The organism is Neorhizobium huautlense (assembly GCF_002968575.1).
Lineage (GTDB): Bacteria > Pseudomonadota > Alphaproteobacteria > Rhizobiales > Rhizobiaceae > Neorhizobium > Neorhizobium huautlense.
Window position 1 is genome coordinate 256308 of record NZ_PVBM01000003.1, and the last position, 15368, is coordinate 271675.

Here is a 15368-nt window from a genome sequence, read left to right on the forward strand (position 1 = left end):
CGATCAGAACTGCGTGGGACATGAGAAGGCGCTGAGTGCCTCCAGCCGGAAGGGGTTCAGCACCGAGCCGAACTGGACGTCGAACTCCGCCGCCTGAGCGTTCTGCTGAAATTTTGCGCGGAAGAGGTCGTCGCCCTGCAGGGTGATATTTGCGTCGTCGAAAAGTCGGAAGGGCGACCAGTCGCCGTTTTCCGTCAGGGCCTGCTGCCAGCCGCCGGGCTGAAAAGCCAGACGCGAGACATTGCTCGCTTCAGTCGACGGCCAGACAATCGACTTGGATTGGACGGGCCCATGGAAATAGACCACCCGCTGTCCCTCGATCTCCAGCATCACAGCATTGGCATCGTTCGATAACGAGACAGGCTTGATGTTGATGGTGATTGCCGGATTTTCGCTACCCGCCGGAAAGAAGGCCCGATTGATCTTGTCGGCATTTTCAAACTGGGCGATCGCTTCGCTCGGGATACTGGGGGCACCGAAGGTGCCCTTCCATCCCCAGGGAGTTGATGTCGTATCCACGAAGGCCGCCAGTTTCTCGTTGAAGAATGTCTTGAACAGGCCTTGCGGGCCAAACAGGCGAACGAAGTCGCTCATCGCTACGTCACGGGGAGACTCGCGGTCAAAGGGATATCGGCCACTGACCACATTGGAGCAGAAAGCCCCACCTTGGGCGGCCCAAGCGTCACTCATACGAGAGCGAGCCGATTTCACGGCAAGAGAGCCGACATCGGCTGCGACACCGGCCATCCACGTATCGACAGGCGCGGGAAGACGGCGAGCCTGCTGCAGGAGGTTTTGATTGGCGTCGGTAAGCTGGCTGTCGACATCAAAGACCTTTGCCACTTCGGCTGTGGAGGTGGTCGCCCGCGACAGCTGTTCGTGGACCTTCTGCAACACCGGCTTGAGCTGGGCGATCCGGGATTTCGGTACGTCTTTTTGATCGGCAGGTGATGTCTGACCCGCAGGCGGCTCGAGGGCCTCGCGTAGCGAACCGAAAAGATCCGGTGCATCTGCAGCGCCGTCGAGTCCTGTAGTGGACGCCGGAAGGGGAATATCAGCCGCAGAAGCGACCTCCTTGCCGGGGACGCGCAAATCGGTAGCAGCGGCGATCGACTTGACGATCGTTTCCACCGGGTTTGAGTCCCCGGCCAAGATACGCGTGGTTTCGGCCGCGTCGGCTATAGTTTGAGACGGCTTCACCCGCATGTCGGCGAGCAGCGAAGACCATCGTTGCTGAAAGCTGCCGAAATAAAGCTGCAGAGCGGCCTGGCTAATCGTGTCGACGGTGGCTCCGGCAGGGTTGGCGACGCCTCGTACCCAGTGTTCATCCAGTGCCTCACGCGCGGCCTCGGTAATCTTCGGCAACACGACCAGACGATATCCCGTACTGGAGAATAAGCCTGGAACGCCGTCACTCAAAGGGATTCTGGAGCTTCGCTCGAAGGCCTGTTCGCCGAGGGGACCAAGCGCAGTGGCGGGAGCCCAGGCTGGGAGCGCACGCGCCTGCGGGTAGTCTGCGAGAATATCGTAGGCACGGGCAGCGATGCTTTGCGAGCGAATGGTCTCCCTAGCCTTGGCAATCAGGATACCATCAAGCTCGATCGGCGGCAGCGAACCGGTCGCCATCGCGCTGGTGTGAGCAATCAGGGCTTGCCGCGCTGAGGCACGTCCTTCGCCGGGGTATAAAGCCGTGAACATGTCTTCGGCTTTTGCGGTAACGAAGGCGGGATCCAGTCGGCCGAGACCGCCGAGCATTGCATAGAGTTTCAGCGCATTGAAGACTTTGGAGACTTCCGTTGTTCCCGTCATCTCCTTTTGGAGCTGGACCAGGATGCGTGGCAGCAGGAGTGCGTTTAAAGCCCGCTGATAGGCATCACGCTGTCGGCCTGAAACTTTGCTTTCCTGGTCGAGGCCGAAACTGAGAGGCCAGACGCGTGCTTGAGAAAAGTCCGTCGTCACCGCGGCCAGGTTGTCGAGCGCCGGCAACACCCGCAGGAAATCAGTATCGGTGACCTCGCGCACCGGCACGTCCCGCACGAGCTGCTCATAGGCGTCGATGCGCTGTTCAGCGCTTGCGAGCGCCGAGGTGTTCTGGAAATAGGTCGCGATCCAGCTCGTCAGGACCACGGCAAGCAGCGCAACTGCGCAGGCATAGACGGTGCGACGGAGGAAGACTTGTCGGCTGGACAGCCGCTTGTCGCGAGCGACGAGCGAAGCCTCGTCGAAGATCACATCCTTGAAGAGGCGGGATAGAAAATAGCTGCGCCGCGAGCGTGGAGCACCCGCTGAGGCCATGGCTTGCGCTTGCGTGCCGGAGGCAAAGTAGATCCCCCGCAGCAAGGGTGGCTCGATCAGTTTTGAACCGGAGCACAGCTCCGTCATAACCTCGTGCAGGCGTTCCTTCAGCGAGGCTAGTTCAGCGGGAAAACGGAAAATCCGGCCCCGCAATTCCGGGTTCGGCTCCTGTTGCAGGCGTTCTATCAGCATGGCGCCGACGCGTTCCTGCAGCATTGCAAATTCTTCGAGGAAACGATCGGGAAGGGTGGTGGCTTTGTAACTCTCCTCTAATCCAAATGTGGTTCCCCAGACCTGTTCGCGGTCGCTTTTATTGAAACTATCGAAGAACTCGACGAAACCGGTCAGAAGATCGACTTTTGTTAGCACCAGATAGACCGGAACGCGGGCTTGCAGAAACTCGTCCAGTTCCGAAAGCCGCTGGCGAATGATCCTGATTTCCTCGCGCTGCGCTTCCGCATCGCGTGTGAGCAGGTCGTCGACGGAGAGCGTCACCAATGCGCCGTTGATCGGCTGGGAGGGGCGATATTTGCGCAGAAGCCCCAGGAAACCCTCCCAACCCGCCTTGGCGGCACCGTTCAGATCGTCCTGGGTCGTATAACGTCCGGCAGTATCGATAAGGATTGCCTCATCGGCAAACCACCAGTTGCAGTGACGCGTACCTCCGATACCTTGCACGGAATTGCTTCCGAGCGCGTCACCAAGCGGAAATTTGAGCCCGGAGTTGGTAAGAGCAGTCGTTTTGCCGGAGCCGGGTGCTCCGAAGATCACATACCACGGAAGCTCATAAATGTAGCCGAAACGCTTGCGGGTGATGCGACGGAGGAGCTGCAGGGCCTCCTTGAGGCGGCTGTGGATCTCGCCGATTTCCGCCTGCTGGCTGGCTGCGGCCTCGGCCGCGGCATCCCGCTCTATACCTTCGACGAGCTGCTTGTCCCGGCGCCGGTCGCGGATGATCGTGTAGGCAAGATATGCAACCCAGCCTGCGATCACGACAGCGATCAGCGTGAGGCGGGCGTTGGCGCTTGCGAGCGGCTTGAAGTCGCCATAGGCGGCGAGATGGCCGTAAAACCAGATGACGACGCAGATGGCGGCCACCCAGATGATGGAAATGAAACGCCGTCCGAGCAGGCCCGCATAGGCCTCCACATAGGAGCGAAGCGTATAAAAGAGGCTTAAGGGGTTCATCTCGAAGCGCCTCCTGTCATCACGCCCGCGGGTGCAGCCGGCCGTTCAGACTGAATAGGCGGGACCCTGAGGGGGGAACCGTTCAGCCGCTCGGACGGGTTGGTGAGGACCAAAATTTCCGTGCGCCGGTTCATTTCACGACCTTCCGGCGTGGCGTTGTCGGCAATCGGGTCGCTGTCCGCACGGCCTTCGGTGAGGATCGCCTCCGGACCGGTGAAGGAACTGAGTATCTGCCCCACGGCCTTGGCGCGGGCTTCCGACAGGTGCCAGTTCGAGGGAAATTGGATCGTACGGATCGGCACATTGTCCGTGTAACCGACAACCACGGCCCTGAAATTTGTCGGCTGCCAGCGCACCGCCGATTCTCTGCAGCAGGTCGCGGAACTCGTTGCTGACCTCAGCGCTGCCGACCTCGAACAGACCGGAATTGTTTATGCGCACCAGAAGCCGGCCGTTCGAATCCGAGAGGGTGACGAGCTTCTTGTCGACTTCTGGTTGAAGGAAGGCGAGCAGGTTGTCGAGCCGGCTCGGCACCGGCGGTGCCGCGGCCACGGGAGGCTCAGCCGGAGGCGCGGGCACAGGTTGTACCGCTACCGGCGCCGGGTCTGGTTCCGGTGTGGGCGCTGTGATCAATACGCTCGGCGGTTCGCGCGGCGGGAGGCTGGCAAGACGTTGAAATGTTCCGTCGGATGCCCTGTTGAGCGAGAGCGTGAAGAAGAGATAACCGAGCGCGAAGACCAACGCGAGCACGGAAAGAAGGGTCCAGAGAGCAGCAGCTGTTCGCAGCGGCTTGTGGCGGGCAGAAACGCCCTTCCAATGTGGGGAAAGTTCGCGTTCGAAAACGCCGAATTGACCGAGGAGGGTTTTGTAGAGGCTGTCGCGGATGCGGCCGAGCTCCAGGTTGCCGCGCGGCGAAACACGGGTGCGGCCTTCGAATGCAAGCGACAGGCAGAGATAGATGAGCAGCAGCAGGTCTCTGTTTGCACCGGGGCTCTGGTGGAAATGGTCCAACAGGTCGAACACCCGGTCACCACCGGTCACGTCCATATGGAATGTGGAGACAAGACCGGAGCGCGCCCAGCCCGCGCGTACACCCCAGGGTTTGCTGAGGATCACGTCATCAACCGTCGCACAGACGACGTAATGAGCAGCGCGGGCGCGTTCAGGACTGATCCGGGCGCCTGCCAGATCGCGTTCATATCGGTTGACGGCCTGGACGGAAGACCGCCGAAGTTCATCGATATCCGGCTGATCATCACTGTAACGGAGGGCGTGCGCGAGGTTGAGCAGGGGGGCTGCCGAGCGGACAAGCGTCGGGACTTCCTCTCCACCGAACCTGAAATCACGCAGCAGTGCTTCGACGGACCAGCCACTCCTGGAGTTCGTCCGGTCGGTTTCGGTTCCCACGGCGCCGTCGGGGAAGTCCAAGACGTCATCCAGCATTTCCGCCATCTTGCGGGCGGACTGTTTCTTCTTGATGCCGTCGTCAGTGAGTTCGACGATGGTCGGCAGGTTCTGCCAGGAGGATGCGGGTTCGTTCTTCATTCTCTCAGGGCCCACAGTTCCATTTCAAGGCCAGGAAAATCGCCCGCAAGGTGCATGGCGATGGCGCTTGACGTATCGAGTTGCTTCCAAAGCGGATTTTTGGTGTCGAGTTCGAAATAGATGGTGCCAGCCCGATAGGGCAGCTGGCGAGGCAGCACGGGCAACGGCCGGACCGGGATGCCGGGCAGCGCGACGTTGACAAGATCCGCGATGCGCTCAACGGGCCCGACCTTGATCTGCGCCGGCAGCTTGCGGCGAACCTCCTCGGCCGACATTTCCGCCCGAACCGCCAGGACGAAACCGGCATCCTTAAGCAGCGAGCGGTCGTTGATGGTGCCGACCCGCACGCCGTGTCGGCGTTCGGCAAGCTCGATGGCAACGGCAGCCTGCTCCAGTACAGCCGAGAGCGACATGCGAAGGTCTTCGAACACGGAAGCAAAAGTTGCCTTGAGGTCCTCGTGTCGATACGGCGGAAAATCGGTAGAACGCTTGCGATCGGTGGTGAAGGTGGCGAGTTCACCGGCCAGCTGAATGCATGTCTCGTAGAATTCGATTGGATGTATCCGCGTCGCATTGGCCAGGATATGCTTCAGCATCGGATCTGCGCGGTTCAGGATCTGCAGCAGGAAGTAATCGCCCACTTCCGCCGTGCCCCGGATCGTCGGATCACCGATCCGCTCGGCGATTGCTTCTGCACGGTGGCGCACGATGCCGAGGAGTTCGGTCATCAGTTCCGTCAGCCGTGCTTCCGCCGCGCAGTTGAGGCTCGGGGCTATATATTCCGGATCGAGAATGACGGCTCGGTCGGAACGCACCTCGATCACGCGGGCAAGGCCGATGAGTTCGTAGCCGGCAAGTTCATCTCCGCTTTTAAGGTAGCGGAGTTTGAGGCGCCCCACATCGATTGGAGCCATGAAATCAGTCTCGACATTGGCATCCGGTGCCTCGTAGTGGGAAGCCACGAAGCGTACGCTGTTGAGGGCTGCGCCGCCATTCAGCGCGACGTCTGCCTTGCCGGGTTGCCTGACCGGTAGCGCGAGATAGATGACCGAATTTCTGACGCCTTCATCGAGTTCGAGCGGCGGCGGCAGGTCCGTATCGATGGGGGCTTCGAAAGGAGTGCCGTCCGGAAGGATGCCGCGCAGGTTTGACAATGCGAAATGGCCAATTGCCAGTGCGCTGCGATCGATGCCAATCTCAAGAACACCCCATGGATAGGGCGAGAGGCCACGCGTGCTGGTACGGACCAGCCGTTCGGTCCATCGGTCTGCCTGCTGGAAGTGTTGCACGCGGAGAAACATGCCTTCGCTCCAGGCTACCCTGTTCTCATTCCTCATGCGGTATACCTTCTTCCTTCCCAATTCCCGGTGCTGCGTCAGCGGTTCTGCCGGAGGCCTGAGCCATCGCATCCCGGAGGAGTTCCAGGATCGACAGTGTCTTGCCGTTCTTGTCGAATTGTGCCCGGTAAGCTTGCCAATAGCGGCGGTCACGGCCCCAGGCGGGGCTCATTCTGCCGGCGTCAACCCGTGCTTCGAGAACTCTCGGCTCCAGGGTCCTGCCCGCTTCGTGCACCAGAGCCTGCAGCGCCGAGTTGAGTTTAAGCTGGTGCTCGAGCAGCCTCTCAACGCGGTTAACTAGAGCCTCATCGGCGCCCCTGTCGGAAAATTCCGGTTGAGGCAGACCAGCTGGAGCGCTCAGGTCGAAAAGCGCGAAGGCATCCTCGACCGTTTCCTCCAGCCTGCCGAGAAGGGATTCCAACCGTTCCCCGATGTAGCTCTGCACGACTGGTGAAACGGCGGGCAAGTCTTCAGACTTAGCTGATGGCGGGTCATATTCGGGGGTATTCCGTATTGGAACCGTTCGCGCGGAGCCGATCGGTACTGAGACACGCGTCGCGGTGCCGTGTTCGATCTGGCTGCCATAGTCCGACGAAAGATTAAGATCGGAAAGCCAGTCGTCGGGTATGATCTTTGAGACGGATTGTATCTCGGGCGGCCCGCTCCAACCGATCTCGACATGCCGAGATCTTCCCTGACCCTCCCTTGAGCCAAAAATGGACCCTGCCCATTCGTCCTCCGGCCGCTCGCCGAGGATGCCGGTGGCGATGCTCCCGCCCGGCGCGATGTCAGCCAGGATCGCGGATATGGTCAGCGGTTCGTCGCTGACGGTGAGGCTGGCGTCGGGATCCTCTATTGCTGCGTCTTTCTGCCCGGAGATTTCGACCAGGAAGGCAAGACCGCCAAGCTCCAAACGGGATTGATCCGCTAGCCGTGCCACCTCGCCTTCGTGAATAATGACTCCGTCCACCTTGGAACCGTTGGCGCTTTGATCGCGAAGGAGATAACCGCGACTGTCGCGCTCGATGACGCAGTGGAGCTTCGAAACGGAGCGCTGATCTTCAGGCACCTGCCAGTCACAATCCGGCGCGCGGCCCAATGTGCGCCGGCCCCGTTCGAGGAACCACTTCTGCCGCGTGGGGAATGCTGTGGAGCCGCTCGAAAGAGGCTTCAATTCAAGCCGCATGATCCCTGCCTCCCCGAACCTGTGCCGCAAGATGCTCCACGATGATTGCATCGCCGCTATCTTGAGACGCTGGAGCCAGGCGAGCCCAGCTATTCCAGCCAAGCCGGGGCGGGTCACCCGCTCCCGCTCCACCTGGGCCAAGCTGGCAGAAAGGAATGTCCTCCTTTTTCAAGACCACCTGAACATCGAAATCGAAGCCGGAACCGACATAGAGACGGGTGAGCGCAAAGAGCTCGGCAATCTTGCGCCCGCCAGGAGCAAGCGCCAGATAGTCGGCGTAACCGAGTGGGCCGATCACCAACCTGAAGCCGCCGCTGAAATCTTGAATGGCGGCACCGGCCGTCGCGTTCACGCCGAGCTGGACGCCATGGGGTTGTCCCATGCGACTGCGATCTTCCTCGGGAATTGTCAGCCACCTGGCACGGAAAAGCTCGATCTCTACCGGCAAGCCAGTGAATTCGCGCAACATGGCACACAGATTGGCGGCGTTGCGGGTGCGTGCGGCAAAGAAACCCGAGAACCGCAGGATCACGTCTTCATGGAAGCCGCTTTGTTTTGCCAGCCGCTCGGTACCGAAGCCTGTGAGCGAAAGAAGGGCTGTGATAAATGCGTTGCGCTTCTGGTCCCGGCCCCACCGCAGCCGTCTGGCAATCCGGTACTTCTCGCAGGCGTCGGCAAAGAGTTCAGTGAAACGAGTGGTGAACAGGTCAAAGAAGCTCACCAAAGCCCGTGATTTATTGCGCTCCTCGCGCATGATGAGTTCGTTGTAGGCCGGGGGCAAAGATCCGATCGGTCCTATAGGACCGGCCAGTGCCACCCGAAGTGCAGCCTGCGACCCCCTTCGTTCAAGACCACTGACGGCAAGCGGCGCCAGTGAAACGCCGACATGGGAAACCACGCTGAGATCTCGTTCGACGGACGCCTGCGCGACGCGAAATGCCGTCACAGGCTCGAGACGACCTGGATCGCGTTCGAGCAAGTCGGGTAAGGCGTCAGTCTGGCGCGAGGTTGAGAGATCCATCTTTCCTTTCCTAGAGCAATGGGCGGTCGGCAGCCCGTGCAGGCCAAGTCGCGATCGGGCGCGATTGTCCTTTCATCGAGACGGTGAGACGGGTGAAGGTGTTGATGGAGGAATAAAGGCCGAAGAAGCGGTCGAGTATGCTCCCGAACAGGAAAGCCGAAGGGCGATCGATGGAAGCGGGATCAAATTCCAACACTATCTTCGTCCCGGGAACCATGCCGCCGTTGCCGAGCCGCGCGGTCGAATTTTCTGCCCTGATGCCGACCAAAGCGTCGACGAGCTGTTTCGTCTCCGGATTGTCACGGAAGGCATAGAGCGAGAGGACATCCTTCAGCGCAGCTCCTTCATTGTCGAAGAGCGAGAGGTGGTTCAGGATCAGATGCGACATCAATCGCCAGTTTCGACCGTCCTGGTCGTTCATTCGCACCGAAGGAGTGGGCGGAATGAGAGCTTCCGCGCCGGCGACGGCCTCATGGCCCGATGCCAGCTCCAGCACCGGATGGCCGCCGCCAAAAGGAAGCTGTTCGGGAAGGTCGCGATTGATGCACAATGTATCGATGCTCGCCACAGCATCTATCGGCGCTGCGTAACGGCGGTCTCGATCGACGAAGGCAATTTCCACATCGCTGGTTCGGTCATCCGCATCGAAACGCCGGTAAACCTGCCAGAAGGTGCTGCTTGTGGCGCTAGGGCGCTGGGAGCGGCCAAAGAAAGGTTGGCAGAATTGTTCCTCTCCCCGCGAACCGGTTAGTAATACGCGATCGACGGAGTAGATTTCCCGGGTCTTCTGGCGTCGCGCGTCCGGCATCAGACGATACTCCGTCCGCGTGCCGTCCACGGTGATGGGCTCACAGGTCTGCCGGAAGAGATTGACGATCGGGGTGGCGTGGAGAGCAAAATCGGCTGCCGAGATCATCCGCTCGAGTTTGGGGTCGGTATCTTTCAGGTAAACGAAGATCTCCAGGGTCTCGCTCTTCCAGACATCGAGGCCCTCGATGTCGATAAACAGAAACCTCTGCGGCAGCGCGAAGAATTCCGTAAGCAGCCGGTAGCCAGTAAAGCTGGGCGCCGGATAAGGCAGCATCGCCTCCTGAAGTTCGAAGCCCACCGGCTTCAGGTTGCTGCTCGGCAGGAAGATCGCCTGGTCATCGTCCGCATGCTTTGCGAGCGCGATCCCGAGAGACTGATTTACCAGCAATTCATAAATCGCGACGGCCTGCTGCCATGCTGAAGGGATGTGCAGGCGCAGCCGCTTCATTCTGAGATCGGCAAGCGGCCTGCGAGGGTCGAGGGAGCGGATCGACAGGCGCAGGCATCCGGCTATGCCGGAATAGGGAGGTGCAGGGGCGTTTATGGGCTGGCCCGATAGCTTGGCTGCCACGATCTCGATCGGTGCCATCTCCACATCCTGTGTGGTACGGAAACGGCAGGCTTCCCCCCCGACCGGTTCTGCAAGGATCTCCGTGTGCCGAGGCACCGACTGTATGGAGGCCAACGTGTCGCTTGGGCGGAAGCGTACGATGCTCATCGAGGGCAGAGGGGCAAGATAGTGAGGATAAAGGGTCTCAAGCAGACCGTCGGTTAGTTCCGGAAATTCGTCGTCGAGCTTCTGGCGTATGCGTGCAGCTGAATAGGCGAAACTCTGGATAAGCCGTTCTACATGGGGGTCATCGGCGACATCTCCGGTCAAGCGCAGGCGACCGGCGACCTTGGGAAAGGATTCGGCAAATCGCGCGGCCCGACGGCGAAGCGCTTTGAGTTCGTCATTGTAACGATGAAGGAAGCCTTCAGCCATTTGCGGCCTCCACCAGAAAGCGTTGGGTGGAGGGATCGATTGTCGATTCGAAGCTGATCGGTGGCATGCCTTCGTGGAGGCGGAAACTTGCCTGGATCCTCATCCGTAACGCTCGCTCGGTCATTGTCCGGCTTTTCAGAATCGTTACGCGAATGTCGGAGAGGCGTGTCTCGAACATCGATATGCGCCGCTCGATCATTTGCGCCAGCCGGAGTTTTGCCTCGTCCGTGACGAGGTTGGCCGAAACCATCCCGTCGACGCCGTAGTTGACCAATGCATCCTTCAAGTCAGACAGCAAGGCGGGTGCCTCCGCCGGGCAACGGCGTGTGTTGAGCAGGGCCTCCAGATCCCTTCGAATGGCTTCCCGCATCTCTCGTGTCTGTACCGTCAGGCTTTTCGGCGCGTCGAAGGTCCGATCGGGAGCCTCATCAATCAGCCTGTCGAGGATCGACCGCGCCAAGAGGCGATCACGCGGGCGGTAGCGTTCGAGCGGGTCAACCATGCGCAACCCGCTTGCTGGCAGTCGTTGTTGCAATTGCCTGCAGACTATTGGTTTCATGGAACGAAACCAGCTCCTCGCCGGCAAGGAAACAACGCTGGCCGCGGCCGGTGGTGATACCGGTCGGCTCATCGATCCAATCGCTTTCGCGCCCGAGCCTGAGTTGCGCCTCTTGACCGGTGCCGTAATAGATCGCCGGCAGAAGAACGGGGGCGACGGCACCGTCCGTCAATGTCAGTTCGGCAGGGCGGAAGGCAAGGTCGCGTGGTCGGGCGATGGGGGATAGGGTCACTTCTGCAATCTTGGCCAAATCGACCCAGAGATAGGCACCTCCGGTCATGATCACTTCCAGACCGTGCGGGAGGCGGTCATCCAGGTCGCGGAAATCGGAAACCTGTTTTCCGTTCCAGATCATCGGCCGTTCGCCGCGGCTTTCTTCCAGACTGCCAAGTGCGGTCTTTGCATCATCTGCATCGCCCCGGCGATGGGCGATGCCGAGACGGATGGCAAGTTTGTCCAATTCGCTCGGCCCTTGCGGCAAACCCGGCACCGCGCCGCTTTCAAACCATGCCTCACGGGCGACCATGGCGCGAAGTTCGTTGCGCAACAGAGCAAATCCCATCGTGCTCTCCGGAGCGAATGTCGCCGCGAGACTGCATTGGCTGTCGGCGCGTTCATAGTCGCCGGCGAGCACCAGCAGGTCGATGTAAAGGTGCCGCGCATGCTGGTCGGACGGCTTTCCCTTCAAATACGCCCTAGTCTCCTCCAGCGCGTCATCAAGAAGGTTGTCGCCCAGCGATCTGGCGATACTTTCGGACAGTGTCATGCGGACATCCTTTCGGGCACGGCAGCAGAATGGGTTGAGGTCCTGCCGGAGGTCGCGGTCTCGGCGATGAGGTGAAAGCTCGTGGAAACGTCGTCCAGCTGGAAATGGGGTTGCAGTCGGACAGTGCACGAGAAGGTGCCGGGCTTGCCTGGAATCTCGCTGACAACGATGCCGGCAGAGCGAAGCGGAAAACGGGTTCGCAACGCCAGATCGGCATCGTCGTTGCCGAGTGTGTAGCCGGTAAGCCAGTCCGTCAGCTTCCGCTCGATCGAAATGGCATCGGAAAGCTGGCCGATCTCGTCGCGCATGATGACCTTGAGGTAATGCGAGAAACGCGAGGCGCAGAGCACGTATTGCAGCATTGCTGCCAGGCGCGCGTTCTGCCGCGCGTGCTCGTTGGAATAATGCGCCGGCGCGTGCAGCGACTGGTTCGAGTTGAAGATCGCCGAAGCAGAAAGATAGGTCGTGGCAATCGGGATTATTCCCAGATCGCTGAATTGCTGCTCTTGGGCGCTGGTGATCCGAATTTCGACCGGCGCCTGAGCTGAAAGCCCGTTGCTTTCGGTACCGAAGTCATACGGCCTCAATTCGCTGGCGCCGAGTAAGCCGCCATCGATGGCATCCTGGGTGACGCCGCGAATGTCTGCGAACCAGCCGGATTCGATGAAGTTGCGGATCACGACTGTAGCAAAGGCAAATGCGCCGTTGCCCCATAAAAGAGAACTGCCGTCGGCGGAGACGCTCTCCCGGAAAGGGAAACCGTCATCACGTCGGCGGGAATAAGGTTCAAGCGGCGGTCGCAGCAGGATGCGCGGCGCCACAAGCCCAAGGAAACGGGAATCTTCGCGGGATCGAAGCCCGTTCCAGCGGATTCGGCGAGGATCGTTCGCGAGCCATGAAAAATCGTGGACACGGTTCAGTTCGTCGAAACTTTCAAGCCCGATCGCTCCGGGCGAGGCGCCTGCTACGAAGGGGCAGAAAGCTGCTGCTGCTACCATGCCAAGCTGCGAGAGCGTGCTGATTGCATCGGCGCCCTCCGGTTCGTCAGGGGAGAAATAGTAGTCTCCGACCAGCAGGCCGAAAGGCTCACCGCCGGGCATGCCGAATTCGCGGCTGTAGACGAGTTCGAAGAGATGGCTCTGATCGAATTCTGCGGCGCGCTCCATACTGCGTGCAAGGTCTCGCCAGCCGACGCTTAAGAGTTTGATTTTGACGTCACCACCGCGGCCGGCCTGTCGCACCAGCATGGCAAGCGCCCGCCACCGTGCTTCCATCGCCTGGAAGTCCGGATGATGCAGGATCATGTTGATTTGCTGGTTAAGCGCTTCATCGATCAAGGCGATTACCTGATCTGCGCGGCGCTGCCATGTGCTGCTCGAAGCCATAGCCGTCCTGTGGTCAATCCGTGAATCGAGAGGTCACGCGCGGCGCAGGGGATGGCGCCGCGCGTGCGGTCACATCAGGATTTGGAGGGGATCCGAGCGACCATGCGAAGCGAGGTGGTCAACTCCTCCATCTGCAGCCAGGGGCGCATCCAGGCCACCGCATTGTAGGCTCCGGGTTTTCCGGGAACCTCCTGCACGGTGACTTTGGCCTCCCTTAGAGGGTACTTGGCTCTCGATTCTTCGCCCGCGTCATCGTTCGCGTTGACATAGTTCGAAATCCAGCGGTTGAGCCAGGCTTCACAATCTTCTGCTTCCATGAAGGAACCGATCTTGTCGCGGCCCATGACCTTCAGGTAGTGAGCAAAGCGCGAGGTCGCCATCATATACGGCAGGCGGGCAGAAACGGCAGCGTTTGCAGTTGCCTCCGGCCGGTCGTAGAGTTTGGGCTTATGCGTGGTCTGGGCCCCAAAGAACACAGCATAATCGGTGTTCTTGTAGTGGCAGAGCGGCAGGAAGCCGAGTTTGCCTAGTTCGGCATCGCGACGGTCCGTAATGCCGACTTCCGTCGGGCACTTGAGATCGAGATCGCCATCATCACTGGAGAAGATGTGCATCGGCAGGCCTTCGACCTTGCCCCCGTTTTCGGCACCGCGGATTGCCGTGCACCAACCGCTCTTGGCGAAAGCCTCCGTCAGTCGCGTTCCCATCACGTAGGCAGCGTTCATCCAGCAATAGGAACCGTGCGGCAACTCACCGGTCTTCGATCCGTTCGTCTCGTCGTAGTTGAATTCGTCGATCGGGCTGGTCTTCGGGCCGTAGGGCATGCGGGCAAGAACACGCGGCAGGGCCAGAGTTACGAAGCGGGAATCGTCGCTGTCGCGCAGGCCGCGCCACTTTGCATATTCGGCTGTTTCGAAGATTTTCTCGAGGTCGCGAGGTTTGGCAAGCCCCCTGAAATCCTCAAAGCCGAACATGCGTGGGCTTGCCGCCGAGATAAAGGGCGCGAAGGCTGCCGCGGCAATCGAAGAGATGCCCTGCAGAAGCTGGACATCCTCGAACGAATTGTCGAATTCATAGTCGCCGACGAGTGCGCCCATGGGCTCGCCGCCAGGCGTTCCGAATTCGTCCTCGTAGACTGATTTGAAAAGCCGTGACTGATCGAATTCAACCGCCTTGGCCAGATCTTTGGAGATCTCCCGCTTCGAGGCATTCAAAACCCGGATCTTCAAGTTGGCGCTCGTCTCGCTGTTTTTGACGAGATAGTTCAAGCCCCGCCAGGTGCCTTCCAGCTTGAGGAATCCGGGCGCCTGCATGATGGCGGCAAGTTGCTCGGAGATTTTCTTGTCGATCTCCGCAATGGCGTTGTTCAGGGTGATCGTCAGATTGCGATCATAGGTGACGGTGCCCTTGAGGGCCTGGTCCGTCAGGGTACGCAGCAAGTCCTGGGCTCGGTTGGGTTCTGTCTGCCGGGTGGCAGCGACGACCTTTGAAAGCAGATCCTGATCCGGAGCGAATCCGACCTCTTCCTTCGTCTGCAATTGCGTGTCAGCGCTCATGTCGTGATCCTTTTTTTGAGAGCCGCGGTTTTGAAGGACGAGGTCCTTTCCCGAGAAATCCGTTGCTCAACCAAAGAGAAGCAAGAATTTGAAGATGCCCGGGTTTCCGGCCCGCACATCCCCCATTCAATTGACCGGGTTCTTTTTTTCATCGGCTTTGTTGCCGCCAAGCTGAGCAACGAGTTGAGAAAGATCCGCCTTGTTCTGGAGAATGTCCTCAAGGAGCCGCTCCAGCTCCTCGGAGCGATCGGCCTTGCTCATCAGGTCCCGCAATTCGTTTCGCGCATCCAGGAGCGCTTTCAGCGCCGGCACCTGATTGACGATCGAGCCAGGCTCGAAATCTTCCATGCTTTCGAATTTCAACGAAACCGGCAGCTGGGTTCCGTCGTTTTGCAATGTGTTGTCAACCGAGATGGTAAGGCCGGGTGTCATGCGGCGCATGACATCATCGAAGTTGTCACGGTCGATCTGCACGAACTTGCGTTCGCCGAACGGCTTGAGGGGCTGCGTCGGATTTCCGGAAAAGTCGCCGAGAACCCCTACGACGAAGGGTAATTCCTTGACCACCATCGCGCCTTCGGTTTCCACCTCATATTTGATGTGGACCCGCGGTTTGCGCACCCGTTCCAATTTTTCATGCACACTTGCCATTAGAATTCTCCTTAATGCCGTCGGCGGATCGCGATTTAGGACTGTAAAACTGATGAGCGGGCCATGCCCTCATGATTGGGAGAA

Annotated in this window: 10 protein-coding genes and 1 pseudogene; all 11 read right to left on the reverse strand. The window is 59.9% G+C overall.

The features are described 5' to 3' along the window. Positions 1-3 precede the first annotated feature (3 nt). The 11 genes and pseudogenes from tssM to tssB all read right to left on the reverse strand — a co-directional run bounded on the left by tssM (position 4) and on the right by tssB (position 15284). Positions 4-3483 carry a type VI secretion system membrane subunit TssM gene (tssM, locus tag C5L12_RS05210; protein ID WP_105370953.1) on the reverse strand — a complete coding sequence of 1160 codons (3480 nt, stop codon included), beginning with the start codon at positions 3481-3483 and terminating at the stop codon, positions 4-6. After that, positions 3480-5028, reverse strand: a pseudogene (tssL, locus tag C5L12_RS05215) (type VI secretion system protein TssL, long form). The gene tssM and the pseudogene tssL overlap by 4 nt, the downstream one beginning before the upstream one ends. Further along, entirely contained in the window at positions 5025-6365 is a 1341-nt protein-coding gene (tssK, locus tag C5L12_RS05220; protein WP_105370954.1) for a type VI secretion system baseplate subunit TssK, read from the reverse strand. The pseudogene tssL and the gene tssK overlap by 4 nt, the downstream one beginning before the upstream one ends. Beyond that, entirely contained in the window at positions 6355-7551 is a 1197-nt protein-coding gene (locus C5L12_RS05225; protein ID WP_105370955.1) for an FHA domain-containing protein, read from the reverse strand. Before C5L12_RS05225 ends, tssK begins: the two co-directional genes overlap by 11 nt. Beyond that, positions 7541-8572: a type VI secretion system baseplate subunit TssG gene (tssG, locus tag C5L12_RS05230; RefSeq protein ID WP_105370956.1), complete on the reverse strand. Its 1032-nt coding sequence runs from the start codon at positions 8570-8572 to the stop codon at positions 7541-7543. Before tssG ends, C5L12_RS05225 begins: the two co-directional genes overlap by 11 nt. A gap of 10 nt (positions 8573-8582) precedes the next feature. Next, complete coding sequence (gene tssF / locus C5L12_RS05235) at positions 8583-10367, reverse strand: type VI secretion system baseplate subunit TssF (protein ID WP_105370957.1); 1785 nt, start codon at positions 10365-10367, stop codon at positions 8583-8585. After that, positions 10360-10869 carry a type VI secretion system baseplate subunit TssE gene (gene tssE, locus C5L12_RS05240; protein ID WP_105370958.1) on the reverse strand — a complete coding sequence of 170 codons (510 nt, stop codon included), beginning with the start codon at positions 10867-10869 and terminating at the stop codon, positions 10360-10362. Before tssE ends, tssF begins: the two co-directional genes overlap by 8 nt. After that, the gene (locus tag C5L12_RS05245) at positions 10862-11692 is read right to left on the reverse strand and encodes a type VI secretion system accessory protein TagJ (RefSeq protein WP_105370959.1); all 831 of its coding nucleotides are present in this window, start codon (positions 11690-11692) and stop codon (positions 10862-10864) included. The genes tssE and C5L12_RS05245 overlap by 8 nt, the downstream gene beginning before the upstream one ends. Beyond that, positions 11689-13077 carry a type VI secretion system contractile sheath large subunit gene (tssC, locus tag C5L12_RS05250; RefSeq protein WP_105370960.1) on the reverse strand — a complete coding sequence of 463 codons (1389 nt, stop codon included), beginning with the start codon at positions 13075-13077 and terminating at the stop codon, positions 11689-11691. Before tssC (C5L12_RS05250) ends, C5L12_RS05245 begins: the two co-directional genes overlap by 4 nt. Positions 13078-13151: 74 nt before the next feature. After that, positions 13152-14633, reverse strand: a complete 1482-nt coding sequence (gene tssC, locus C5L12_RS05255; protein WP_105370961.1) for a type VI secretion system contractile sheath large subunit — start codon at positions 14631-14633, stop codon at positions 13152-13154. Between the two features lie 126 nt (positions 14634-14759). Next, a complete protein-coding gene (gene tssB, locus C5L12_RS05260; RefSeq protein ID WP_105370962.1) occupies positions 14760-15284 on the reverse strand; it encodes a type VI secretion system contractile sheath small subunit in 525 nt (174 codons plus the stop codon). Between the last annotated feature and the right edge of the window lie 84 nt (positions 15285-15368).

Coding starts and splice junctions, on each gene's coding strand:
- tssM (WP_105370953.1), bottom strand. CDS start 3,483: ATGAACCCCTTAAGCCTCTTTTATACGCTTCGCTCCTATGTGGAGGCC.
- tssK (WP_105370954.1), bottom strand. CDS start 6,365: ATGAGGAATGAGAACAGGGTAGCCTGGAGCGAAGGCATGTTTCTCCGC.
- C5L12_RS05225 (WP_105370955.1), bottom strand. CDS start 7,551: ATGCGGCTTGAATTGAAGCCTCTTTCGAGCGGCTCCACAGCATTCCCC.
- tssG (WP_105370956.1), bottom strand. CDS start 8,572: ATGGATCTCTCAACCTCGCGCCAGACTGACGCCTTACCCGACTTGCTC.
- tssF (WP_105370957.1), bottom strand. CDS start 10,367: ATGGCTGAAGGCTTCCTTCATCGTTACAATGACGAACTCAAAGCGCTT.
- tssE (WP_105370958.1), bottom strand. CDS start 10,869: ATGGTTGACCCGCTCGAACGCTACCGCCCGCGTGATCGCCTCTTGGCG.
- C5L12_RS05245 (WP_105370959.1), bottom strand. CDS start 11,692: ATGACACTGTCCGAAAGTATCGCCAGATCGCTGGGCGACAACCTTCTT.
- tssC (WP_105370960.1), bottom strand. CDS start 13,077: ATGGCTTCGAGCAGCACATGGCAGCGCCGCGCAGATCAGGTAATCGCC.
- tssC (WP_105370961.1), bottom strand. CDS start 14,633: ATGAGCGCTGACACGCAATTGCAGACGAAGGAAGAGGTCGGATTCGCT.
- tssB (WP_105370962.1), bottom strand. CDS start 15,284: ATGGCAAGTGTGCATGAAAAATTGGAACGGGTGCGCAAACCGCGGGTC.